The organism is Lacrimispora sp. YZC11 (assembly GCF_057543815.1).
Window position 1 is genome coordinate 663651 of sequence record NZ_BAAJYQ010000006.1, and the last position, 24323, is coordinate 687973.

The 24323-nt window shown below is 45.7% G+C and carries 20 protein-coding genes; 4 read left to right on the forward strand and 16 right to left on the reverse strand.

Annotated features, from left to right (window positions below; genetic code table 11):
• Positions 1-3 precede the first annotated feature (3 nt).
• The 6 genes from AC27IJ_RS09355 to AC27IJ_RS09380 all read right to left on the reverse strand — a co-directional run bounded on the left by AC27IJ_RS09355 (position 4) and on the right by AC27IJ_RS09380 (position 7366).
• On the reverse strand, positions 4-684 hold the full coding sequence (locus tag AC27IJ_RS09355; protein ID WP_487148510.1) for a rhamnogalacturonan acetylesterase: 681 nt from the start codon (positions 682-684) through the stop codon (positions 4-6).
• Entirely contained in the window at positions 638-2419 is a 1782-nt protein-coding gene (locus AC27IJ_RS09360) for a family 43 glycosylhydrolase (protein WP_487148512.1), read from the reverse strand. The genes AC27IJ_RS09355 and AC27IJ_RS09360 overlap by 47 nt, the downstream gene beginning before the upstream one ends.
• Positions 2370-3905, reverse strand: a complete 1536-nt coding sequence (locus AC27IJ_RS09365; protein WP_487149036.1) for a glycoside hydrolase family 43 protein — start codon at positions 3903-3905, stop codon at positions 2370-2372. Before AC27IJ_RS09365 ends, AC27IJ_RS09360 begins: the two co-directional genes overlap by 50 nt.
• 63 nt (positions 3906-3968) lie before the next feature.
• Positions 3969-4805 carry a carbohydrate ABC transporter permease gene (locus AC27IJ_RS09370; RefSeq protein WP_312442151.1) on the reverse strand — a complete coding sequence of 279 codons (837 nt, stop codon included), beginning with the start codon at positions 4803-4805 and terminating at the stop codon, positions 3969-3971.
• Between the two features lie 13 nt (positions 4806-4818).
• On the reverse strand, positions 4819-5778 hold the full coding sequence (locus tag AC27IJ_RS09375; RefSeq protein ID WP_313260271.1) for an ABC transporter permease: 960 nt from the start codon (positions 5776-5778) through the stop codon (positions 4819-4821).
• Between the two features lie 16 nt (positions 5779-5794).
• Positions 5795-7366, reverse strand: a complete 1572-nt coding sequence (locus tag AC27IJ_RS09380; RefSeq protein WP_312442148.1) for an extracellular solute-binding protein — start codon at positions 7364-7366, stop codon at positions 5795-5797.
• Between the two features lie 326 nt (positions 7367-7692).
• On the opposite strand from AC27IJ_RS09380, the gene AC27IJ_RS09385 reads away from it, so the two are divergent.
• Together AC27IJ_RS09385 and AC27IJ_RS09390 are read left to right on the forward strand one after the other, a co-directional pair.
• Positions 7693-9936, forward strand: coding sequence for a helix-turn-helix domain-containing protein (locus AC27IJ_RS09385; RefSeq protein WP_487148515.1), 2244 nt, complete (start codon positions 7693-7695; stop codon positions 9934-9936).
• The gene (locus AC27IJ_RS09390; RefSeq protein ID WP_487148517.1) at positions 9917-11251 is read left to right on the forward strand and encodes a serine hydrolase domain-containing protein; all 1335 of its coding nucleotides are present in this window, start codon (positions 9917-9919) and stop codon (positions 11249-11251) included. The genes AC27IJ_RS09385 and AC27IJ_RS09390 overlap by 20 nt, the downstream gene beginning before the upstream one ends.
• A 68-nt stretch (positions 11252-11319) precedes the next feature.
• Here AC27IJ_RS09390 and AC27IJ_RS09395 read toward each other — a convergent pair whose 3' ends face one another.
• Genes AC27IJ_RS09395 through AC27IJ_RS09410 form a run of 4 tightly spaced genes read right to left on the reverse strand, consistent with a single transcriptional unit; the run spans position 11320 to position 15940 of the window.
• On the reverse strand, positions 11320-12531 hold the full coding sequence (locus tag AC27IJ_RS09395) for an ABC transporter permease (RefSeq protein ID WP_313257328.1): 1212 nt from the start codon (positions 12529-12531) through the stop codon (positions 11320-11322).
• 14 nt (positions 12532-12545) lie between these two features.
• Positions 12546-13754: an ABC transporter permease gene (locus tag AC27IJ_RS09400; protein ID WP_313153925.1), complete on the reverse strand. Its 1209-nt coding sequence runs from the start codon at positions 13752-13754 to the stop codon at positions 12546-12548.
• Entirely contained in the window at positions 13748-14539 is a 792-nt protein-coding gene (locus tag AC27IJ_RS09405; RefSeq protein WP_312442138.1) for an ABC transporter ATP-binding protein, read from the reverse strand. The genes AC27IJ_RS09400 and AC27IJ_RS09405 overlap by 7 nt, the downstream gene beginning before the upstream one ends.
• Positions 14540-14551: 12 nt before the next feature.
• The gene (locus AC27IJ_RS09410) at positions 14552-15940 is read right to left on the reverse strand and encodes an efflux RND transporter periplasmic adaptor subunit (protein WP_312500960.1); all 1389 of its coding nucleotides are present in this window, start codon (positions 15938-15940) and stop codon (positions 14552-14554) included.
• 310 nt (positions 15941-16250) lie between these two features.
• Between AC27IJ_RS09410 and AC27IJ_RS09415 the strand changes: the two genes are divergently transcribed.
• A complete protein-coding gene (locus tag AC27IJ_RS09415) occupies positions 16251-16886 on the forward strand; it encodes a superoxide dismutase (RefSeq protein ID WP_312500958.1) in 636 nt (211 codons plus the stop codon).
• Between the two features lie 119 nt (positions 16887-17005).
• Here the strand turns inward: AC27IJ_RS09415 and AC27IJ_RS09420 are convergent, their stop codons facing one another.
• Entirely contained in the window at positions 17006-17413 is a 408-nt protein-coding gene (locus AC27IJ_RS09420) for a pyridoxamine 5'-phosphate oxidase family protein (protein WP_442913799.1), read from the reverse strand.
• Positions 17414-17542: 129 nt separating this feature from the next.
• On the opposite strand from AC27IJ_RS09420, the gene AC27IJ_RS09425 reads away from it, so the two are divergent.
• Positions 17543-17965: a winged helix-turn-helix transcriptional regulator gene (locus tag AC27IJ_RS09425; protein WP_487148521.1), complete on the forward strand. Its 423-nt coding sequence runs from the start codon at positions 17543-17545 to the stop codon at positions 17963-17965.
• Positions 17966-18065: 100 nt separating this feature from the next.
• Here AC27IJ_RS09425 and AC27IJ_RS09430 read toward each other — a convergent pair whose 3' ends face one another.
• From AC27IJ_RS09430 to AC27IJ_RS09450, 5 genes are all read right to left on the reverse strand, one after another.
• Complete coding sequence (locus tag AC27IJ_RS09430; RefSeq protein WP_487148523.1) at positions 18066-19238, reverse strand: efflux RND transporter periplasmic adaptor subunit; 1173 nt, start codon at positions 19236-19238, stop codon at positions 18066-18068.
• Positions 19239-19264: 26 nt separating this feature from the next.
• Positions 19265-19945 carry an HlyD family secretion protein gene (locus AC27IJ_RS09435; protein WP_487148525.1) on the reverse strand — a complete coding sequence of 227 codons (681 nt, stop codon included), beginning with the start codon at positions 19943-19945 and terminating at the stop codon, positions 19265-19267.
• Between the two features lie 19 nt (positions 19946-19964).
• Positions 19965-21800 (reverse strand): ABC transporter ATP-binding protein, encoded by a 1836-nt coding sequence (locus tag AC27IJ_RS09440; protein ID WP_487148527.1) that lies wholly within the window; start codon positions 21798-21800, stop codon positions 19965-19967.
• Positions 21797-23527, reverse strand: a complete 1731-nt coding sequence (locus AC27IJ_RS09445; RefSeq protein WP_487148529.1) for an ABC transporter ATP-binding protein — start codon at positions 23525-23527, stop codon at positions 21797-21799. The genes AC27IJ_RS09440 and AC27IJ_RS09445 overlap by 4 nt, the downstream gene beginning before the upstream one ends.
• Positions 23528-23634: 107 nt before the next feature.
• On the reverse strand, positions 23635-24123 hold the full coding sequence (locus tag AC27IJ_RS09450; protein WP_487148531.1) for a MarR family winged helix-turn-helix transcriptional regulator: 489 nt from the start codon (positions 24121-24123) through the stop codon (positions 23635-23637).
• Positions 24124-24323 lie beyond the last annotated feature (200 nt).

Sequence of the window (24323 nt, forward strand, 5' to 3'; positions counted from 1 at the left end):
TCCTTAGGAGACATCAAGTCCCGCATTTTCGGGATACTCTTCCCTGTTTTCTAAGATATCCCCATAGGGAGATCCCAGTTTTTGCAGCTCATCACAGAGAAAACCAGCCATAAGGACTGCTCCCTCAGGCTTTAAATGGGTATTGTCCTTCGGCCACATGAAGTAGGCCTTAGAGGCCAGATCCCCCAGAGATGCCAGATAGTTTTCCGTAATCGCTGTCATATCGATAACAGGAACACCTGCTTTTCTTCCGGTCCGCATGACCGCCTCCGGATACGCACCGTGGCTTCCCGGCCGGAAGACTCCGTTTTCATCAAAAATCCTTCTGGCAATAGGGGTTATAAGGACCGGCCAAGCGCCCCTTTCCTTTGCGGCGTTAATAAACCGTATGAGGTTTTCCGGAAAAGTGGTGTCCGGATCCGTATGCCTTGCCGGATCGTCTTTTTCATCGTTGTGACCGAACTGGATAAAGAGATAATCTCCTTTCTTTATCTCGTTTTCGATCAGAGCCAGGAGTCCCTCATCAATAAAAGATTTTGTACTACGCCCATTCTGGGCAAAGCTTTTCATTTCCACGGAATCCTTTAAGTATAATAACAGTGCCTGGGAGATCCCGGTCTGTGGATAGGTGGATATCTTATTGAATTTCACTGTGCTGTCTCCAGCATAATAGATTACTGCCATTTACATACACTCCATACATGGCTCCTGTAAAGCGCTTGCCTTTTACCAGGCCCTCCGAACAGATGGAGGTCACATCTGTCCATTGCCACAGAAGCTTACTGTTTAATAAAAAGGTTCTTATAAGTCCGTTTGTATCCACCCGGAACGTTACCGGGCTTTGAAACCGGAATGGCTTTGTTTCTGTCCTTACATAGGTGTCGTCAACATATTCAGATACAAATACCCGGTCCCTTGTTAGGCCGAATTTTATGTAAGTATTCTCATCATAATAGAGGGTCACGCCTGCGTCCGAGGTAAACTCTTCTTCTCCCTCATGGGGAAAACTCATTTCAAATTCCACGGAAAAGCGGAAATCAGGCTGACTCTTCACTAATAGACTCTTACACTCCCTCTGATTTAAGTCCAGCCCATTCCCCTTGATCCATATGGTTCCATCCGCGTTTTCTCCGACGATCTCCGGATGTTTTGTTCTGGGAGAAAGCCATACCTCATCCGCCTGTCCCTCAAAGTTCTGCCCTAAATTGGCCGGAAACGGAAAAGCTGCCATGTAGGATGGCCCTTTACCACGATTGATGACTGGCCAGCCATCGGTTGACCAGGTCATTTCATCCAGGCAGGTTTCTCTGCCTAACATCCCCCACCGGCCTTCTAAGAAGCGGGAACACAGGTACACGATGAACCATCTTCCATCCGGAGTCTGTACTGGTTTTCCGTGACCGCAGCACTGGATGCTTCCGGTCTCATCCTTTTGCTGCAAAATGGGATTATAGGGACAGTCTTCATAAGGACCAAACAGGCTTTTGGACCTTGCCACAGTGATCATGTGGCCCTTTCCCGTTCCTCCCTCTGCAAGAAAACAGTAATAGTATCCATCCTTTTTTATGATATGCGGCCCCTCCGGTGCATGGCCGGAATGACCGTACCATATAAGAGACGGCTCTGAGAGAATCTGCTTTCCATCCTCTGATATCTCCATGATCCGGGCTCCCCGGTTTAAAAGCATGTACCGTTTCCCGTCGTCATCGGTAAAAAGTGAGGGGTCGATCCCCAGTACATTGTGGATGACCGGTGTTTCGTAAGGTCCCTCCGGACTCCCGGAACTGGTGATCATCTGGGTCTGGATAAAGGGGTCACCGTCGTTCCTTCTTAGGGTGGAGCAGATATAGAACCTTCCGTTGTGATAACTGATATCCGGAGCCCAAAATCCCCTTCCGCCCTCCAGCTCTCCTAAGTGTTCCTCCGCCCATTTCCGGTCCGTCACAGCATATCCGATGGTCTTCCAGTGGACTAAATCCCTGGAATGGGAAATAGGAATGCTGGGAAAGTAGATAAAGCTGGAGTTGACCATATAATAGTCTTCCCCTACCCGAACGATACTGGGGTCCGGATGCATTCCCCTGCGCACCGGATTCCGATAGCATTCCTCATAAGAAAAACCGCAGGACGACTGAAAGTATTCCTCAATGGGAGAAATGCCCCGGGCCAGATCGTAGGGGGTTACCATATCCTGATTGGCCCATGCAGGATCCATACCGCATTTTTCCACTAAATATTTTACAAGATCCGGATTCTTCCCTTTTACTGCATAGTGAAGCAGACTGTTCCCCTCTTCATCGCAGTCTTCCGTATTGAAGGAGTGATCGATCAGACGGATAACCGCCGCCTGATCCCCCTCTTTTGCTGCTTTAAAGGCCTGTTTCGCAATTGCTTCTGTCTTCGATGTGTATGAAATCATATTCTCCGTACCCCTCTGAAATTACATTGTTTTTATTTGAGCTCCAGAGACATAGCTTTGCTCCGGTCCAGGTGGCTCTGCGCAGGGGATTAGCCTCTCCTATGGCTGTGTAGCGTATTCCATCCGCAGACCAGAAAAACCGGTAGGTCTTGTTCCTGAATACTTCCACCTTAAGATAAACCGTATCTTTCTCATAGGGGCAGGCAACTTCCCGGATCTCCTTTGCTTCTCCCTCATATTCCTTTTGTGTGACGGTTCCCGAATAGAGCACAAGCAGATTACCGGTCTCTGTCTTCATCAGCCCCATGTAAGCGTAAGAATGGCCGATCATGCCGATAACAGCCATATCTCCTGCCTTTCCCTTAAGCTTTACCTTTGTCACCGCAGAAAAGGCCTGCTGCTGGGGAATCTGGGTCAAGGCGTTCGGAGCATACCATAAGAGATTTTCTCTTGCCGGGTTCGCAAGACAGGAAAGCCGGATTCCGGAATGTCCATTCATGGAATAGAAGGTATCCTGCGGATTGGCCTGCCATTGCCACTGAAGTCCCAGGCAGTTCCCGCAAAAATCATCGGACTGGGCAATCCGGTACTCCGGCTGTCCTTTGGACGGGAGATCCCACTCCTTCACAGGTTCTCCGATGCCATCCCCGTTCTGCTCGCTTCCAATAAAGGGCCATCCTGCATGAAAGCACAGAGGCTGAAGGTGGGTGATTCTCCCCAGCTCGGTCACATCCTGGAAATGGACAAACCAGTGTCTTCCGTCGTTCGCTGTTACCCAGCCTCCCTGATGAGGGCCATTTACCTCTGTATTTCCCTGGTGCATGACGATCCGGTATTCATATGGCCCTGTGACAGTTTCTGCACGCAGAGCGGACTGCCATCCGGCTGCTACGCCTCCGGAAGGCATCAGTATGTAATAATATCCCTGGTGCTTGTAAAACTTCGGTCCTTCTGTGGTTGGCCCCAGCTGCTTTCCGTCAAATATGGTAACCGGCTCTCCCAAAAGCATTGTGCATTGGGTATCGATCTCCACCAGATCCAGCCGGTGCTTGATGCCGCTGCGGCTATTTGCGTAGGCAAATACCATGTAAGCTTTCCCATCGTCATCCCATAAGGGGCATGGATCGATCCAGCCCTTGGCAGGATGCAGGCAATTCAAGGCAAACTCTCCATAAGGATCTGCGGACCGGGCCACAAATATCCCCTCATCCGGCAGAGGAACGAACACGTAGAATATCCCGTCATGAAATCGGATGGACGGAGCCCAGGTTCCTGAACCATGGGAAGGCTTGTTGTATTTTCCAAAGGGAAGAGTGCGGACACAATAGTTGATGATTTCCCAGTGAACTAAATCTCTGGAATGAAGAAGGGGAACCCCTGGAAGATAGGTAAAGGAAGAGGCCACCATATAGTAATCCTCTCCCACCCGGATGACATCCGGATCCGAATAATCTGCATACAAGATCGGATTTTGATACATTGTTATTACCCCCTTATTATTAAAATAGAGAAAAGGGACAGACATTCTGCCCCTTTCCCTGCCAGGCCGTTATTCCTTTACAGCTCCGATATTGACACCCTGAATAAAGTACTTCTGGCAGAACGGATATATGATCATAAATGGCAGGATTGCTACGATAACTACAGCATTTTTCACAGTATTCTCCGTTGCTCCCCCAACTGCCGTTGGCAGATCACTTCCCATTATGACAGACCTTAACTTCATTTGGAAATTGTAAAGGTTTTCATTCGTAATATAAAGTTTATAATTGGTGTAATCGTTCCAGTAACCTACCGCATACATCAGGCCGATGGCCGTAAGAGCTGCCTTGGAAAGAGGAAGGACAATCCCGAAGAATATCCTCATCGGGGAACAGCCGTCTATTTCCGCGGATTCAAACAGGCTTACCGGAATTCCTTCAAAGAAATTTCTCATCAGGACCATATTGTAAACATTGATGGCCGGAAGAAGGATTACCACAAACAGGGTATTGGTCAGGTGAAGCCCCTTCATCACCAGATAAGTGGGGATCATGCCGCCGTTAAATATCATCGTAAACAGCAGAAGGTTTGCAAAAAAATTTCTGCCAGGCATCTTCCACTGGATCAGGACATATGCTCCCAGAGTGGAAATGGTAAGGCCGATAAAGGTGCCGGCGACTGTGGTAAGACAGGATACCAGGAATGGCCGGTACAGAGTCGGGTTTGTGAATACGGAAATGTATCCCTCCAGTCCAAACTCCTCCGGAAACAGCTTCATACCGTAAGCTGTCTTTAAGTCCAGGGAGTCAATCAGTACTTTGTAAATGGGGATAATCATAACTAAGCTTATGAGCACGAATATCATCACCAGCACATAGTCAAATGCGGTTGCTTTCTTTTTCATTTCTTTCTCCCCTCTATACAATTCCTCTTCCACGGACCTTGTGGCTTGCCTTGTTGCAGATCAGGACAAGGAAGCAGCCAACCAATGAAGAGGTCAGGCCTACTGCCGTGGTATAGCCGTAGTCAGGAAGAGCGCCGGAATTGAATGTTTGTGTGTAAATGTAAGTCTGAAGAACATCCGCTTTCTGAACAACCGCATCATTTTGCAGTACGAATACGGATTCAAATAAGTTCATGACTTTGGCCAGATTTAAAATCAGAACCGTGATGATGGTATTGGAAAGGCCCGGCAGGGTGATGTAACGCATCTGGTTCCACCGCCCTGCCCCGTCCATGGAGGCAGCCTCGTAAAGCTCCGGGCTGATCCCGGATAGCGTCGCCATAAAGATGATCGTTCCCCAGCCGGTATCCTTCCAGATGTTGATGATGTAAAACATCGGCCGCCACCAGTTCTGGTTGCCCAGAAAATAGATTCCATCGTTTACAATGCCAAGCTTCATTAATATGGAGTTGACCAGTCCTGCACTGGTGGGAGAGAGAATCAAGGTAAAGACGGAGGCAGTAACCACCCATGACATGAAATGAGGAAGATATACCACCGTCTGGGAAAACTTTTTAAAAATCAAGGACCTAAGCTCATTGAGCATAAGAGAAAGCACGACTCCCATGAAAGTATTTAACAGCAGCTTGGTAACACTTAAGGTTATGGTATTGCCGAAAGCGCTCCAAAACCCGGGCATGTTAATCATCTTCTCAAAATTTGCCAGGCCTATGAATAAGGGATCCTTGATGCCTTTGTAGGAATAGAAAGCAAGCCGGATTCCGAACATGGGAAGATAATGAAAGATCACTGCAAAAACAAGAACAGGGAGAAACATCATGTAAAATCCTCTGTAATAATAAATCGAAACAAGCAAAGGGCGTTTATTTTCGCCTGCAGCATTTGCTGCAGGCCTTCTCTTTATTTTACTCATACTCTACCTTCCTGAACTATTTTGCAGATGTCTGTTCATTTAAGGAATCAACGATCATCTGGGACCATTTTGCCCCATTTTCAGCCTCAAAGCGCTTATAACCATCCTCGATGGAGATTCCCTGGACAACAACGTCTGCAATGATGGAGTTCTTTAACGTGGTCAAATCTCCGTTGTAGGTTGCCATCACATCAGTGGAAGGAACGATCTGGGCCTGGCGGCAGTTTTCATTGAACATGGATTGGGATTCTTTGGCTGATTCCTCCACAGTATCTTTACCGGGATTATTCTCCCATTTCGTAATGGAGAGCATGGGATCCATGTGCTGTTTTGTATACTGGGTACCTGGAAACTCCAGGCTTTCCTTTAAATGGAACACGCCTTCCCCATATGTATTGTCCAGCACCGTCTCTGCCTTTGTTGACCATTGGATGTCTTCCACACCGTAGGTCCACAGGGTCTGCATATCTCCTCCATCCAGCATGGATTCGATGAGATACTTGTACACGCCTTCCGGATTCTCACAGGCGGTTGTGATTGCCCATACAGGTGGAATTCTCTCTATATATGTACCTGTTTCCTTAAGAGGTTTTAATGCAACCAGCTCGCCGTCTTTTCCGTTTTTCTCCAGATTGCTCTTTAAATTGGTTGCCCATGTACCTGCCCAGTAAGTAAACACACCAAACTTATCCTCATAAAATTTATTGCGGCAATCCTTGCTTCCGTTGGTCAGGGTTTCCTTATCGATATAGCCGGCTGCATAGCCTTCCCTCAGCCTTGTCAGGGCTTCCTTAAAGTTATCTTTTGTAAAACCGTCGTACCATACGCCGTCCTCTCCCTTTATAAAGGCTGGATATGCATCCTGGTAAAATTCAGGCAGATAATTTATAAAGGGAGCCTCCGTTCCAACGATTCCTGGTGCGGAAACACCGTAGGTATCCCCATTGACTCCATTTCCATCCGGGTCGCCCTCTGTAAACTCCTTCAGCATGTTCCAATACTCGTCATAGGTTTCAGGAACCTCTAAACCACAGTTATCCAGCCATGCTTTCTTTACATAGGTGATGCAGCCATTTCCTCTGGTAACCGGGAGGCCATATAAGTGTCCGTCAATCTTCATATTATCAATCACATCTTCACCTGTCACACGTCCGGAGGCCTTTAACCCGGAATTATCCCAGGTATCTGTCATGTCCCACAACGCACCCTCCTGCGCATATCCGGTATAATAGGAAGAAGACAGAATGATCGCATCCGGCCAGTTATCTGGACCCGAAGCAAAGGTCTGTCCAACTACATCATAATAGGCATCATGATCCGGCTGTATAAACTCCAGATCAATACCGGTAAGCTCCTCCCATCTCTTCTCAAAGGCATCTCTGTTGTTAATCTTGGTAGTAACCGTTCCGTCTACTAAAACGGTAATCTTTTCCGGCTTTTTGATTTCATTTTCCGCTGTTGTCTCACCGATCGCTGAGCCGGAACCGGTGGTTGGTGCTTCTGCAGTCTTTGCAGAGCATCCGCTTAAGATGACAGAGGCCGCCATTGTCACGGCCATTCCAGCTGCAAGCATATTCTTAAATCTCATTTCATACCTCCCATAAGAGTTTATTTTTGGTGCGAATATTTTTCGCATTGCCATGATAGCATCTGCCACCCCCAATATCAACGCTCAATTTTACATGTCATTGTACACTTTTTTCTATTCCGGAACGTTTTTCATTTTTTCATTGTGCAATTGATATGTTTTTACCTTTTTCCTGTGCCGTGAAATGAATGATATGCTAAATTACAGGCTGTTTTTGAATACATTTTTTACTATCAGTGTGCAGATTTTACCCTGTTATTCCAATTTGTTGCTTTTGATAATAATTCATACTATAATTTCCTCATATGGAAAAAGGAATGGTAAACATGAAAAAACAAAACAATGGCATCCCATTTAAAAATCAGCTGATGTTGTCCTACATTATGATACTGGCAATAATTCTTATTATCGGAGTAATCCTGTACTACATTTCCTGCTGTCAGGTCAAAAACGGTATCAACAAACAGAACCGGCTCACCCTCTCTTCCTCTGTCACCCAGCTGGATTACACCATGAAGCTGATGAATGCGGCGGCGAGACAGACCTCTTCCAATCTCCTGTTTAATGATCTTTCCCATCTCACAGGAGATGAAGAGCCCGATTTTTACCACCTGGCCTATAAGACCCAGCTCAGTTTAAAATCCATCACTCCGGTTGAGCTGCTGCTTCCTATCAGTAATTCTTTTATTTATATGAAAAACTCCAAATACGCAATTTCTTCCACCCTGTTTTCGGATTACGATTTTTATATCCGGCATAACACAACGTATCAGATCGAGCCCAAACAGTTTTCTGACGCCCTTTTAAACAGCGGGTTTTGGAACAGATTCATTCCCTTCGGACATTTGCAGAGTACAGCCAGGAGCTTTCTCTACATACAGCCTCTCTCCGCCTCAGTTCTTAAAGCAGGAGCGGATTCTGTCCTGTGTTATGAATTCGACTACGATCTGATCACAGCGTATTTTTCAGACATGAACTTATACGGAGAAGGGTACTTAGTAGCTTACGACAAGAACGGTTCCCAGGCGTTCCTTCTGTCCGGAGCAGCGGAAGCAGTCAGCTCTGATATCTTAAAAGGACTGGATTACGGAAACCAGACTGCCCACTTCACCCCAAAGGGGCATCGCCGGGAAATGCTAGTGACCACGGTTGCCTCTTCTTATAATAATTGGACCTACTATCTGGTCCAGCCTGCGGACAAGGCTTATTACTCTATTCTCCCTTACCAGCGCTTTTTTACGGCCATTACCATTGCGTCCTTATGTCTGGGCGGAATCATTGCGGGAGTTTTTTCCTCCTTCGGCAGCCGCTGCCTGACCCAGCTTGCAAATGAGCTGACCGTAAAGGAATCCATGGCCACCTCTTTAAACCTTCTGGTGGAGAAACAGAAGCCTGTGGTCGTTGAATCCTACATGAGAAGGATCATGGAGGGAAGCATCACCACCAATGATGAGATGCAGTACATCATAGGTGAGCTTTCCCTGGACCGGCCGGATACTAAATTCCACGTTCTATACACCGAAGTATCCCCCTCCGAGGATACTATGATCCGCTCCAATGATCTGGAGCTATGCCTCCAGAACTATGACATGCTGGTAAGGGAGGCCCTGCACCGCTACTATCCTGACACCGGGTATATTTACAAACCGTCCGACCGGGTATTTGCCATTTTGATTGCCTCCGACAAATCTGTGCCCCCCGCGCAGGTCATCAGCCGGGACAAGGATATTTTTATTGCCCTGCATGAAGAGCTTCTGGAAAATTACGGAATCTGGATCAGCGGCGGCTTAGGCGGCAGAAACAGTTTCATCTCCTACACTTGGAAATCTTACCAGCAGGCTAAGGAAGCGAAATCCATTACCACGGTAGAAAAATATATTTTAAGCTGTGATTTCACTCATTCCAGTGATGTCTATTACTACCCGGAAAGCCTTTCCGTCCAGTTAAGCGGTTTTATTTCTATAAGAAACAAGGATCAGATCCGTGAACTGTTCAAGCTCATCAGGAATGAAAATACCGGAAAAAGAAATCTTTCCTACACCCAGCAGCGCTGGCTGATCTCTGATGTACGCGCTACTATTTTTAAAAAGAGGCACAACATCATCGCGGATGGGCTGGCGCCTGAAAAATTAAAGCTTTTGGATATGATTGACAAGCAGTTTGAAGGTGAAATGAGTCTGGACAGCTTAAAAACCATTGCAATCCAACTGTGTGACGTATGTGGTTCCGAAGGAAATGAGCTGATTCTTAAAATACAGGAATACATAAACAGCAACTATCATGATCCAAATTTGTGCTTGACAAAAATTTCCGATGAGTTCGGAATTTCAGAAAATTATTTCAGTTATCTGTTTAAAAAAGAGGTATCAGAGAACTTTTCCACCTACTTAGAGCGGCTGCGCATGGCTAAGGCCAAGGAAATGATCTTGGAATCTGATACTAGCCTGTCTGTCCTTTACCAGTATCTTGGATATAATAATGCCGCCTCCTTCCGGCGCGTATTTAAAAAGAATTTTGGTATATCACCAAAGGAAATGAGGGATAAAGTCAATGCAAAACAGCAGATTTAAGAATATTCCGGAAATTACAGAAGCCCTTTGGCTCCGGCTTAAGGAAAGCGGGCTGCCCATCCACAGCTTTCTCGCCGAACAGGGAGGCACGCTTTTGAAGGAGGCCTATGAAGCCCCATATACTGCCATGGACCTTCACCGCATGTTTTCCATTACAAAAAGCCTCTGTTCCCTTGCCACGGGCTTCCTTTATGCAGATGGGAGACTTTCTCTGGATGACAGGATCGTGGATTACTTTCCGGAATACTGTTCCTGTAGGGAAATTCATCCCTGGCTGAAAGAGATGACCATACGCCATATGCTTTCCATGGAAACCTGCCACTCCTCCACTACTTACAAAGCGGATACAAGCAAAAACTGGGTGGAAAGCTTCTTCACCACGCCCCCCTCCCATAGAAGCGGTCAGATATTCCTTTATGACACCTCTTCCAGCCATACCCTGGCTGCTCTTGTAAAAAAGCTTACAGGAAAAGGGGTCCTGGATTATCTAAGGGAGAAATGTCTGGATAAAACCGGTTTTTCCAAAGAGGCCTACATCATCTTAGATCCCTTTGGCTCGGAAATGGGAGGCTCCGGCCTTATGGCCCGCCCCACGGACTTATTAAAGCTGGGCCGGTTCTGTATGGATACCTTAAAAAAGGGAACGGGGAAATTTGCAGATTATTTAAGAGAGGCAGTTTCATTTAAAGTCCCTACCATTCATTTTGGTCAGACTACAGATGAACAGCAGGGATACGGATATCAGTTCTGGCGTATTCGGAATGGATTTGCCATGTACGGCATGGGAGGCCAGTATGTTCTCTTCTACCCTGATCTGGATCTGGTTTTCGTTGTCACGGCAGATACACAAAATATGAAAGGCGGAAATCAGAAAATACTGGATCTAATCCATGATGCTGTTAAAAAAATCCTGGACCAGCCGGAACAGATATGGAATCCGGAAGGTCCCCGGTCCTGGGATGCCTCTTACCGGCTTTTTGCGAATCCAGGCGGCTTTTCCAGGCTTTCCCTCTCCTTTGGTCCGGCAGAGGGTGCACTCGCCCTTTCCGGCCCGGACTCTGCCTTCCATATTCCATACTCTTTTCATACCCAGACAATCAGCATTCTGGAAGAATATAAACAGAGAATAGCCGTGCAGGGAATGTGGGCTGGCCCCGATACCCTGTATCTTCCGGTCCAGATAGCAGGAGAATGCGTGGGTTCGATCCATTTCCTGCTCCGGCTGTCTGATGAAAGGGTCACGGTATGGATGAAAAAAATAGAGGAAACATATTTTCATGAGTTTCAGGGATTTTTAGAAGGGGTAAAGGAATAAAAACAGGTTGGAAAGTCTGCATCCACATGACTCTCCAACCTGTAACAGGTCAAATATTCTGCTATCCTTTATTCATACCTCAGGGCGTCAATAGGATCTGCCTTTGCCGCCTTGGAAGCCGGATAAATACCAAAAAACAAGCCTACCAAAGCTGAAAATCCCACCGCCACAAAGATGACCTCCGGCTTTATGACCACCTTCATGCCAAACAGCGCTCCTCCTGCCAGCACAAGGCCCCCGCCGGCTACAACGCCCAGGATTCCTCCCAGGGCGGAAAGAATGGCTGATTCGGTCAAAAACTGGATCAGGACATCCCTTGTTTTAGCACCTAGAGCTTTACGTATCCCGATTTCCCGGGTCCGTTCCGTAACGGATACCAGCATGATGTTCATGATTCCGATTCCGCCAACTAAAAGTGAGATAGCTGCGATTCCTCCCACAGCAGCAGATAAGCCGCCCATTATGGAATCCGCACTTCCCATTTCACTGGAAACAGAGTAGAAAGTGACATCTTCCTTGTTCCGCATCTTGGTCTTTGCCAAATAAGTAGTAAAACTGTCAGAAAACGCATTCATATCCGTTCCTTCTCTTGCATAGAGGCGCAGACTGTAAATATTGTCATTGGGCCAGGTTAATAAGGAATCCGGCACATATCCAGCCCTGGTATCACTGGTTCCCGCCATCATCGCCTCAAAAGGATTCTGATCCGCCCTGTAGACTCCAACTACATTGTAATCGTCCGTATTGCCATAAATTGTGGTACGGAATGATTTTCCCACGCAATTTTCCGTGCCAAAAAGATCCTTTGCCCCCTTTGCCTCCAGTACAACATTATTCTTTCTTCCTCTTACATCGGCTTCGTTTATATTACGGCCGTATATGATATTGATCTTCTGTACCTGATGATAATTAGAAAGAATTCCTTCAAACTGGTACTTGACCTTATTGCGCCCAAAAACGGCTTCTGCACTTGTTCTGGCATTGCTGTCAATGTAGGTGATCTCATCTCCGAACACCTCTTTCAGCCGATCTATTTCATCAAGAGAAAAGTAATCGCTTTCCCTCATATCCTCGCCGTCCTTTGGCCAGACGTAGACATAGGCCAGGGTTACTCCCACATTTTTATAAAGATCGGATACCATAAAACGCATGGTATCACCAATGGACACGATGGCAATGACAGAGCCAATGCCTATGATGATCCCTAGCATGGTCAGAAAGGACCGCATCTTATTTGCCTTAATGGCATGAATTGCCATATTCATATTTTCCAGCAGCATGATGTTCCTCCTTCCTATTCATATCTTAAAGCTTCGATAGGATCCTTTTTAGCTGCCCTGGAAGCTGGATAAAGACCAAAGAAAATACCTACAAGAGCCGAAAAACCAACTGCCATGATCACCACAGAGGGCCTGATGACCACGGTCATCTGAAAGGCAGCTCCCCCCGCTTTAACGAGGGCCACTCCAAGAAAGATGCCGATAATCCCTCCACAGGCCGACATAAAAGCGGATTCCGTCAAAAACTGGATCATGATGTCTTTTGTCCTCGCACCAAGGGCCTTCCGGATCCCGATCTCCCTCGTCCGCTCCGTAACAGAAACCATCATAATATTCATGATTCCGATTCCGCCAACCAGCAAAGAAATGGCAGCAATTCCTCCCACGGCTGCCGCCATGGCGGAAAGGCCGGTATCCACGCTCCCCATTTGATCTACCACTGACATGGTCCGGATCTCCGATTCCGGACGGCCCTTTAATTTTGCCACATACCGGGTGAGTTCTGCCAGGAATGCTTTCACATCCACTCCATCTCTGACGTAAAAATTTAAATCCTGAAACAAATCATTGGATTTTGTAAGTACCGTATATGGCAGAAACCCTGACTGGGTCTGCCCATTTCCTAAAAGCATGGCCATCATGGGTGAGATATCCTTATGATAGACCCCCACAACCATATATTCCTGAGTATCCTTATTTATCGTCATGCGGAAGGTCCTGCCCACGCAGTCAGCCGTACCGAACAGCTGCACCGCTCCTTTATCTTCCAGAACCACGTGATTTACCGCTCCTTTTACATCCGCCGCATTTAAGGCCCTTCCGTAAATAATATCCAATGACTGCACGTCGCTATAATTAGAGTCAATTCCCTGGAACTGATACTTTACCTTTCTGCGCCCATTGACGGCGTCTGCCTCGGTGCTGGCATCGCTGTCAATATACTGGATTTTATCCTGGTACACTTCCCTGACACGGTCCATCTCATCTCTGGTAAAATAATCCGTCATTCGGAAATCTGTTACATCCCAGGATACCATGATGACTGCCCGGTTATAGCCCACATCCTTATAGGCATCGGAAAACAGGTTTCTCATGCTGTCTCCTACAGATACAATAGCGATCACTGCTCCAATGCCAATGATGATTCCCAGCATGGTCAAAAAGGATCTCATTTTATTAGACCGTATGGCGTGAAGCGCCATACTCATATTTTCTATCAGCATGGCGCCTCCTCTTTCTCCATTTTTACGTCTTCTTCCTGTACCTGATTTTTGGGAACATTAGGCAAATCGCTGACCAGCTCTCCATCCCGGAACCGTATGATCCTCCCTGCAAATGCCGCAATATTCTCTTCATGGGTTACCAGCACCACAGTGGCGCCTTCCCTGTGAAGCTGGGAAAACAGCCCCATAATTTCAACCGAAGATGCGGTATCCAGGTTACCCGTAGGCTCGTCAGCCATAATCAGAGGAGGCTCATTGGCCAGTGCCCTGGCAATAGCCACTCTCTGCCGCTGTCCGCCGGATAGTTCATTCGGCATATGTTCATACCGTTTTCCAAGCCCCACCCGTTCCAAAAGCTTTAAGGCACGATCTTCCCTTGCTTTTCTGGAAATATGGGCATAGGTCATGGGGAGCTCTACATTCTTTAATGCAGAAGTCCTAGAGATTAAGTTAAAGGACTGGAATACAAATCCTATCTTACGGTTCCTGATCGCCGATAAGTCATCAGCAGAAAGCTCTGCCGTATCAATTCCGTCAAGATAAAAATGCCCCATGGTGGGCCGGTCAAGGCAGCCTAAGATATTCATAAGCGTTGATTTTCCCGAGCCGGACTGACCCATAATGGCTACAAATTCTCCTCGCTTTATGGTTAAGTTCACCCGCTTTAAACCCAGCACCTTAATAGAACCGGTATCATAAACCTTTACAACATCCACCAGCTTTATCAAGTCTTCCCTGACATTCTCTGTCACGCAGGCGGGAAGCTTATCTTTCTTTTTCCACATACTGCCTCCCCCTTATTGTACCGGTGTAGCCACGGTTACTGTCATTCCTTCTGTAAGCATGGAGGACGGAGCGTCAATCACCTGCAACCCTTCTGTTAAGGCCTCTTCATTCTCTGGAATAATTTCTGCCTGAATGTCACTTTCCACCCCGGTTTTCACAGGAATGAATGTTACGGTATTCTCCTTTACACAAGCGATGGCCGTGCTGCCATCCGGCTGTTGGATAACAGCAGAAATCGGGACAACCCATACATTCTCCGCCTTTTGAAGTTCAATCTTCGCCTTAGCGGTAATGCCTGCGATCAGTTTGGTATTCTGGTCTATAATCCGTATGGTGGTGGGAATGACTCTTTCCGTGGAACCATTTCCCTTTTCCTCTCCGGTTGGAGAAATGGCGGTTACCTCGCCTCTTGCGGTTTCACCGTTTAAAATATCGGCGCTGATTTCCACCGGCTGTCCTATGGCAACCTTTCCGATGGAATACTCACTCACATTGATCCTCATCTCCAGCACATCCAGATTATTGATGATAAACATAGGTTTGTCATCATCGGTTTTATCCGCAAAACGGCCCACCTTGCAGTTGACCCTTACAACGGTTCCTGCAATAGGGCTGTTAACCCTTGTATTATTAAGCGCTTCCTTCTTCTGTTCCAGTTCAAAAGCCTCTTTCTCGATCTGCAGGGCATAGGACTCATTTGCCACAGGTCTTCCGTTCTTTAACGTGTATGTACTTATTTCTCTCTGTGCGTCATTCATAGTATTAGAAGCAGTTTCAAGCTCCACCTGGGAAGCACTTCCTCCCTGGAAAAGAGCCAGTGTCCGGTTATAATTGGCCTTGGCTGCATCATAATCCTGCTTTGCCTTTGCATATCCGTTCTCTGCTTCCAGCTGCTTATCCTGATAGGTGCTGACAGCAAGATCATAGGCATTTTGGGCAATGTCCACTTCCTTTTTAGCATCCTTGTCATCAAGCACTGCCAAAACCTGCCCTTTTTCCACCCTGTCTCCTTCTTTTACCGGAAGCTCCAGGATTTCCGCGTGAAGGTTGGATACCACTTCTACGCTGTCCGTTCCCTGGACAGGTCCGCTGACCGAAAGCATTTCAACCACCTCTCCCTTTGCCAGAGGCGAAACAGTTACCGGCAATGCTGCGCTGCCGCCTCCTGCCAGAACCCTAAAGGCAATAAAAAAGGCCCCAATGGCCGCCGCCCCAATGGTTATGATTTTCCTCTTCCTGCTCCATTTTTTCCGAGGACCTTTCTTCTTCTTTTTTCCGCTCTTCTCCTCCTCCATCAGGTTTTGCAGCTCTTTATCAAACGTTTCATCAGACATTGGCTCCATTGGCTCCATTTCCTCTGCTCCGCCTGTTTCTTCCACATTGCTCTTAAATATATTCATGCACGTGTCCCTCCTGTACTTGGTGCCACTTCTTTTTTCTTTATTATAACGGTCTGATATGACTTTTTTAAGTATAAAATTCTTATAATTTTCTAAACTTTTCCATTTTAAAGAGTTTTTTATAGTATTGATGCCATAAGTAAAGCGTTTTTTGTGATTTTCGATACAATCCATGACTGCTGCATCGCAGAAATAAATGGTAATTTTTCAGACAAACATGTAAATAAAAAATAATAAAAGGCTTATAACCCTCACATGCCCATATTTTCTGAATATATTTATACAAAAGAACGAAAAAGGGAAATATCGAATGAACGAGCATTACCCATTTGTAAATCCGCCCCTTCCTTATGCTTACGATGCACTGGAGCCATGCATAGACGCATTGACAATGTGTCTCCATCATGACAGGCACCTGCAAACCTATGTGAATAACCTTAACGCAACTCTTAAAGACTGTCCGGACCTGCAGGATTGGCCACTGGAAAAGCTGATCTGCAATGCGGACTGTCTTAAAAAAGATGTTCAGAAGTCCATCAGGAATAACGGCGGCGGCGTTTACAATCATATCTTCTATTTTAATGGCATGTCAGACTCTGATACACGCTGTAAGGCCGGAAAGCTCCATGATGCTCTTGTGAAAGAGTTTGGATGTGTGGAAGCTTTTTACCATGAATTTGAAGAAAAGGCGATGTCCGTTTTTGGTTCCGGATATGCGTGGCTGACCGTGGACCAAAACGGCAAACTTAAAATCATAACTACGGCTAATCAGGATACCCCTATTGTCCAAAATCTTTGCCCGGTACTTACCATCGATGTTTGGGAACACGCCTATTATTTAAAGCATTACAATGAAAGGATAGCATACATTTATAACTGGTTCCAGGTGGTAGACTGGGAGTGCGCCAATATGCATTACCTGGAATGCTTGAAATGCCGGAACTGAATCCCGGTGCTTTTTCTTCCCAGCAGGGGATGGAGCCTGTTTTCAAAAAAAAACACCGCCTTGTGCATGCCTGGCCAAATAAAAGCCAGGCATGCACAAGGCGGTATCCGTGTAAGCTATTAAAATTTAATTATCTCAGGCTTATCTGTAAGCGATGCAATCGTTGCGGTGGCTTCTTTCAGATAAAAGACCTCGGTATTACCATCATCAGCCGCGTACATCCTCTTCAACATGGGATATGTGTCCAGCATATGCTGCCTAGCTTCAATCCGGTCATCTTCAACAGCCACAGCTTCTATACGAATCCACTTATCACCGGCCATGCCGCAGATTTCAATTTTCGGATTCACATGAATCTGTTTTGAAACATTCTTGATCTTGCCGGTTTGAATATAGAGTTTGTCTTCAAAAATGTCTGCTGTGCCAAATGGGCGGACCCTTGGCTGGTCGCCATCCATAGTTGCAATATAATATGTTTCACACTTTTTCAAAAATTCATAAACTTCTTTCACTCGCTTATCCTCCATGTTCTTAGGGATTGACTGCTGTTTTTCTTTGCTATATAATAGTACGACAATAAGATATGCTTTACAAGTAGGCATATGATTATGACATAGTCATAAAAATATGACTATTAGAAAAGGAGCGGTTGTCTGATGTCTGATAAATTTGATGCAAGCAAATTATGTCCCGTATATGTAACACAGAATTTATTGATGGGCAAATGGAAATTAACTATTTTATGGATTGTCAGCCGCAAAACCAGGCGGTTTGGTGAGCTGCAAAAGCTTATACCCGATGTGTCCCGCGGGGTCCTGGCACAGCAACTGAAGGAATTGGAACGAGATAATCTCATTCATAGAGAAGTGTATAAGGAAGTGCCTCCAAAAGTAGAGTATTCCATAACGAACATTGGTGAGAGCTTTATTCCCGTAATGACTCAAATTATGGAGTGGGGAGCATCATATATTAATAAAACGACCACCTGCAATGTTGATATCTGCATCGCCAATAACTTTCCTTGTTCTAAATGTCATGAAATGTTAAATCTTGAGAAGGATTCCATTGAGGATTTATAATAATTTGTCTATAAACTGGCACCGCCTTGTACATGCCCGCTTAACTGGCCAGGCATATACAAGGCGGTGCTTTTCTTATGTTCTTTTACCCGATTCCAGCTTACTTTACAGTCAGTACATGAACCTTTTTTCCGTCTTCCAAAGGACTGCTGCTCTGCATTACCACTTCATCCCCTTCGGACAATCCCTGGGATACCTCATAATAAGCGTTCTTTTTCTTCCCCTCTGTGACTGCCGTCTTTACCACAGTTCCACTTGAAACCTTATAAACGAAAGACCCGGAGTCATCGGACTGGATGCACTTTGCCGGAATGTATACGGAAGTGTTTTCCTTATTATCGGAAACCCTTAGATCCGCCGTCATGCCAATATAGCTGACCTTGCTTGCCTCTTCCAGCTGTACGGTCACTGTGAACATCCCTGTGGAAGCATTGCTGACTGCGGATATCTCGGAGATCGTTCCCTGGCAGCTCTCATCCAATGACTGAAGGCTGACATTCATAGGCATTCCTGTTTTCAGCTGGTCAATGTCCATATCGGCCACCTGAATCTTCACCTTCTTGCCGCTGTCGTCAATCACCGCCATGGCCTTAACCTGCGGGGAAACCATTTGACCAACTTCCACATAAACATTTGTTATCATTCCGGATAAGGGTGATGTAACCGTGCAGTCATCATATTTTTTCTGCACAATATCCAGTGCAGCCCTGGCGCTGTCCATCTGGGCCTTTGTGACCTCATAATTGCCTGTCTGCCCGTTTCTTGCCGCCTGAAGCTGTACGGACGCCGAATCCATCTGCGCTTTGGCACCCTCATATTCTGCCTGGGAAATAGCTCCGCCGGAATATAAGGCTTCCATCCGGCTAAAATTATCTCTGGCTGTATTAAAGGCAATTTCCGCCGGCCTTACGCTTGTATTTTGCTGGCTTGCCTTCTCTGCATTTTTAAAAGCGGCTTCTGCTGCCTGGTAGCCTGCCTTTGCCTGTTCCAGCTGAAGCCCTGCATCCTGATTATCTACCTGGAACAAAACGTCTCCTGCATTTATATGATCCCCTTGCTTTACCGGGATCTCTATAATTTTTCCATTGCTGTTTGGCATCACGTCAACACTGCTGAGCGCTTCCACGGTTCCCTGCCACACCATGGTGGACAAATCCTTACCTGATTTCGCTACCGCTACGGTTACCTCAGTCTGTTTACTCTCTCCCGCACATCCGGTAAGAAGGCCCACCAGCATTGCCGTCGCCATAAAACCTGTGATCAATTTTCTCATCTTTTCCGACCTCCTGTAAGCCCTTTTCATTTCAGATGTATTTTAACAGATGCATTCATCCCAAAAACAAGGGGAAGATCTTCTTCGTTTTCAATCGTCACCTTAATTGGTATCAGCTGCGTCACTTTTGTATATTCCCCGCTGGTGTTAAAGCTCATATTACCGGAAAAATAGGTTTGAGTGGCCGGGTCGATCTCCGTCACCTGCCCCTTAAAGGTTTTTCCGGGATATGCATCGATTTTCACATCCACCCGCTGTCCTAAGTGAACCTTCATGATATCTGTTTCTTCCACATTTACCCCTATGTATAGATTTGAGGTATCGGCTACCTGCGCCAGTTCTGATCCCAGAGCCACCGTCTGATTCACGGCTCCGTCATTTTTTACCACAGTTCCTGTAATGGGGGAACTAATGTAAGGAAGAACCTCCTGCCGTCCCATCACCTGATCCTGCTCTACTAAGTCCCCATTTTCCACATCCCATGATAAAAGCTTGCCACTTGCTACTGCTTTTATGGAATACAGCTTTGCCGTTACTTTTGCATTATCGGTTTTAAAGTAAGAGACACTGGAATTATAGATATAATATCCGACCCCGCATCCGGCAAGCACCAGTATGATCAGCAGGGGAGCTAAGATCTTTTTTAGTTTTCCTGTTCCTGTCTTTATTTCCTGATCCTCAATATTAATATGTTTGTTTTCCTGCATATTTTTTCTCTCCATTCTATTATTGATCTGCAAACTGACTGTGGTACAGATCTGCATAAAAGCCTTTCTTTTCCAACAGCGATTCATGATTACCCTGTTCTATGATATCGCCGTCCTTCATTACCAGAATCAAGTCTGCATCCCGAATGGTGGAAAGGCGGTGGGCGATTACAAAGCTGGTTCTGCCCTGCATTAATTTACCCATGGCCTTTTGGATCAAGACTTCTGTTCTTGTATCAATGGAACTGGTTGCTTCATCCAGTATCAAGATCTTTGGATCCGCTAAAATCGTCCTGGCAATCGTCAAAAGCTGCTTTTGCCCCTGGGATAGGTTACTGGATTCCTCGTTGATCACCATGTGATAGCCACCCGGCAATGACCGGATGAATTCATCACAGTGAGCCGCTTTTGCCGCCTCTATGACTTCTTCATCTGTCTTATCAAAATTTCCATACCGGATATTATCCATAACGGTTGCATTATACAGCCATGTTTCCTGAAGCACCATACCGAACATGGATCGTAAGTACCCTCTTGTAAAATCCAGGGTGTCATGACCGTCGATCAAAATATGACCGGAATTTAATTCGTAAAATCTCATCAGCAATTTCACCACCGTTGTTTTACCCGCTCCAGTGGGACCTACGATGGCGACCATCTGGCCGGCATTTATGGCGGAAGAGAAATCGTGGATGATTATTGTATTGGGCGAATAACCAAAATTAACGTTTTTAAATTCCACATTTCCCTGGATCTCCTGCAGCTGGATCGGCGCCTCGTTTTCCGGCACCTCATCCTGCTCATCTAAAAACTCAAATACACGCTCAGCTGCTGCTGCTGTGGACTGCAGTGTATTGGATACGTTGGCAATCTGGGAGATGGGCTGCATAAAGGACCTCATGTATTGGATAAATGCCTGAACGTCTCCAATCTCGATTACCTTTTCTACCGTTAAATATCCGCCTAATAAACAGACACCGACATAGCCTAAGTTGCTGACAAAGGTCATGATGGGCATCATCATACCGGATAAAAACTGGGATTTCCAGGCTGACCCATATAATTTGTGGTTGATGGTCCGGAATTTTTCAATTGCTTCCTGTTCTCCGTTAAATATCTGAACCACATTATGGCCGCTGTAAATTTCTTCAATATGGCCGTTTAAGTATCCAAGGCTCTCCTGCTGCTTCTGGAAATATTTCTGGGATTTCTTTACCACACCCATAATCAGGCCCATGGAAACGAAAAGGACCAAAACAGCCACCAAGGTCATCCGGATGCTGATGGATATCATCATGATCACGATTCCCACCAGTGTGGTCACTGAGGTGATGATCTGGGTCAAACTCTGATTCAATGTCTGGCTCACCGTATCCACATCATTGGTGATTCTTGATAAAATCTCACCATGTGTTCTTGTATCATAATAATTAAGGGGAAGACGGTTCATTTTCTCTGAAATATTTTTCCTGAGTTCATAAGTGACCTTCATGCTGATGCCGGACATGATATAACTCTGCAAGTAAGAAAATGCAGCCGATATCAGATAAAGCACCACCAAAAGCAGCAGACGGTTTCGGATATACCGGAAATCTGTCAATAATCCGGTCCCCGCCGCCCAGGCAATCAGGCCTTCAAACAGTTTTGTCGTGGCCTTTCCTAAAATCTTTGGTCCTGCTATGGAAAATACGGAGGAGCAGCTGGCGAACAGAATTACGATAAATACGGAGTTTTTATATGGCTTTAAATAATCGACCAGGTGCAGCATGGTTCCTTTAAAGTCCTTTGCGCTTTCCGGTTTATGCATTCCGCCTCCTGGGCCCATGGGGGAACTGGATGGTTTTTTCTCTGTCATTTCAATTCCTCCTCGCTAAGCTGTGACAATGCAATCTCCCGGTAAACCTCACAGGTTTTCATCAGTTCCCGGTGAGTTCCTTTTCCGGCAATCCTTCCATGCTCCAAAACAATGATCTGGTCTGCATTCATGATTGTACTGATGCGCTGAGCCACCAAAAAGATCGCGCTGTCACCGGTTTTTTCACGAAGGGCTGCCCGAAGCTTTGCATCTGTTTTAAAATCCAGAGCGGAAAAGCTGTCATCAAATACGTTAACAGGAGCTCTTTTTACAAGTGCCCGGGCAATGGAAAGACGCTGTTTTTGTCCGCCGGATACATTTCCTCCTCCCTGGGCAATGGAGGACTCTAAGCCATCCGCCTTGGAATGGATAAATTCTGTAGCCTGAGCTGTTTGTGCAGCCTCTTCTATCTGTTCCTTGGTGGCCTTCCGGTCTCCATACATCAGGTTGCTTTCAATTGTCCCTGAAAATAGGATCCCTTTTTGGGGAACAAATCCGATTATCCCCCGTAATTGGTGAATGGGCCAATCCTTGATATTTATTCCGTCAATCAGGATTTCTCCTGACGTCACATCATAGAATCTGGGAAGTAAGTTCACTAACGTGCTTTTTCCGCTTCCCGTAGCGCCGATAAATGCCGTGGTACGTCCCGGCATCGCCGTAAACGTAATGTTATGTAACACATCCTCATCTGCATCCGGATACCGGAACGATACATCCCGGTATTCCACAACCCCTTTGGGAGATTTAGGAATATCAGCCGCAACCATGGGATCTGCAATGGAGGGCTCCGTCTGAAGCACATCAACAACACGCCTGATGGAAACGATCGCTCTCGGGATCATAATAAACATCATGGTCATCATCAAAAATGCCATGATGATCTGCATAACGTACTGCATATAAGCCATCATATCTCCAACCTCCATACGGAAGGAGGATACTGCCTTTGACCCTACCCATATGATCAGAAGATTGGTCAGATTCATAATCAGCATCATGGCCGGCATCATACCGGAGGTGACTCTATTGACAAACAAATTTGTCTCAGTCAGCCTTGCATTCACCTTTTCAAACCGTTTTTCCTCAAAACGCTGGGTGTTAAATGCCCTGATCACCAGCGTTCCTTCCAGGCTTTCTCTTACTACCAGGTTTAATCGGTCAATGAGCTTTTGAACAAATTGAAAACTTGGCATAACAACCGCAAGCATACTGAAAACCACTACTAACAATAACGCCACGGAAAGTGCAATAATCCATGACATTGATTTGTTTTTGTCCAGTGCATGGATCACGCCTCCAACTCCCATGATCGGAGCGTAAAATACAATTCGGATCACCATAACGATCAACTGCTGGATCTGGGTGATATCGTTTGTTGTCCTTGTGATCAGGGAAGAGGTAGAGTATTTCTCCAGCTCTGTATTGGAAAAGCTCTCTATCTTCGCGAAAATGTCCTGGCGCATATCCCGGCTGACACCGGCCGCTATTCTGGCGGCGATGAAACCTACTAAGATCGTACAACAGGCACTAATAAGGGCAATGCCTAACATTTGAAATCCCACTTTCAGAATGTAAGAGGTGTTGCCCGTTGTAATTCCTTTATTTACAATATCAGACATGAAATCAGGAAGTGATAAGTCACAAGTAGCCTGACTATATAACAGTGCTACAGACACTGCTAAAAATAAAATATATGGCTTAAAATACCGAAAAAATATTTTCACATTTATTCCCTCCTTTCCTTTCATCTCTAATACTTTCTTTCAAACGTTTTGTAGATCTGTCTGTCTTTTCTAAATCTGTCTTTATCCTCTGCAATCTACTTTATTCCTCACATATCCTTTTCTTTCATCATTAAATCCACTTCTTTTTCCATTAGTTCTGTAAACTTTTTCCATAATTCAATTAATTTACATGCGTCCTCTTCTCCCATTCCAATAACTACCCGCTCCAGGAGGTCACTCATACCTCCCGAGCACTTCTTCCATAGTTTTTCTCCATCTTCCGTTAAGGAAACACAGATATTTCTGCGGCTTTTGGGATCTATTTCTCTGTATATCAAGCCCCTTTCCTCCAGTGAATTCAGCATCCGGGATGTTGCTGACAATGCAATATTCATCCTCTTGGCCAAATCAGATACATGAATCCCCTTCTTTTTCGGATTCTCATTCATACCGGTCCATATTTGATGCAGTGCAAAGAATTCGCTGCGCGTGACGCCTTCCGGAATACAGTTTCTATGGAGGCTTTGCTTTCTGCCCATCATCATCGCTAATTCTGATTTAAACTTCTTTATGTACTCTTCCTGTCCATCTTTCACAACAAAAGCCCCCCTTTTTTCTCACTTAACATTGTTAACAATTTTCAATGTTTATCATTCTACATCCGTTTAAACGATGTGTCAATTATTTTTTCGTTAAGATTCTACACATCGATGGAAAATCATCCAGCATGATCCTGTGACAAAAAATCATAGGCGCTTCACAAAAATACCGGTGATAATGCCTCTTTCACAAGAGC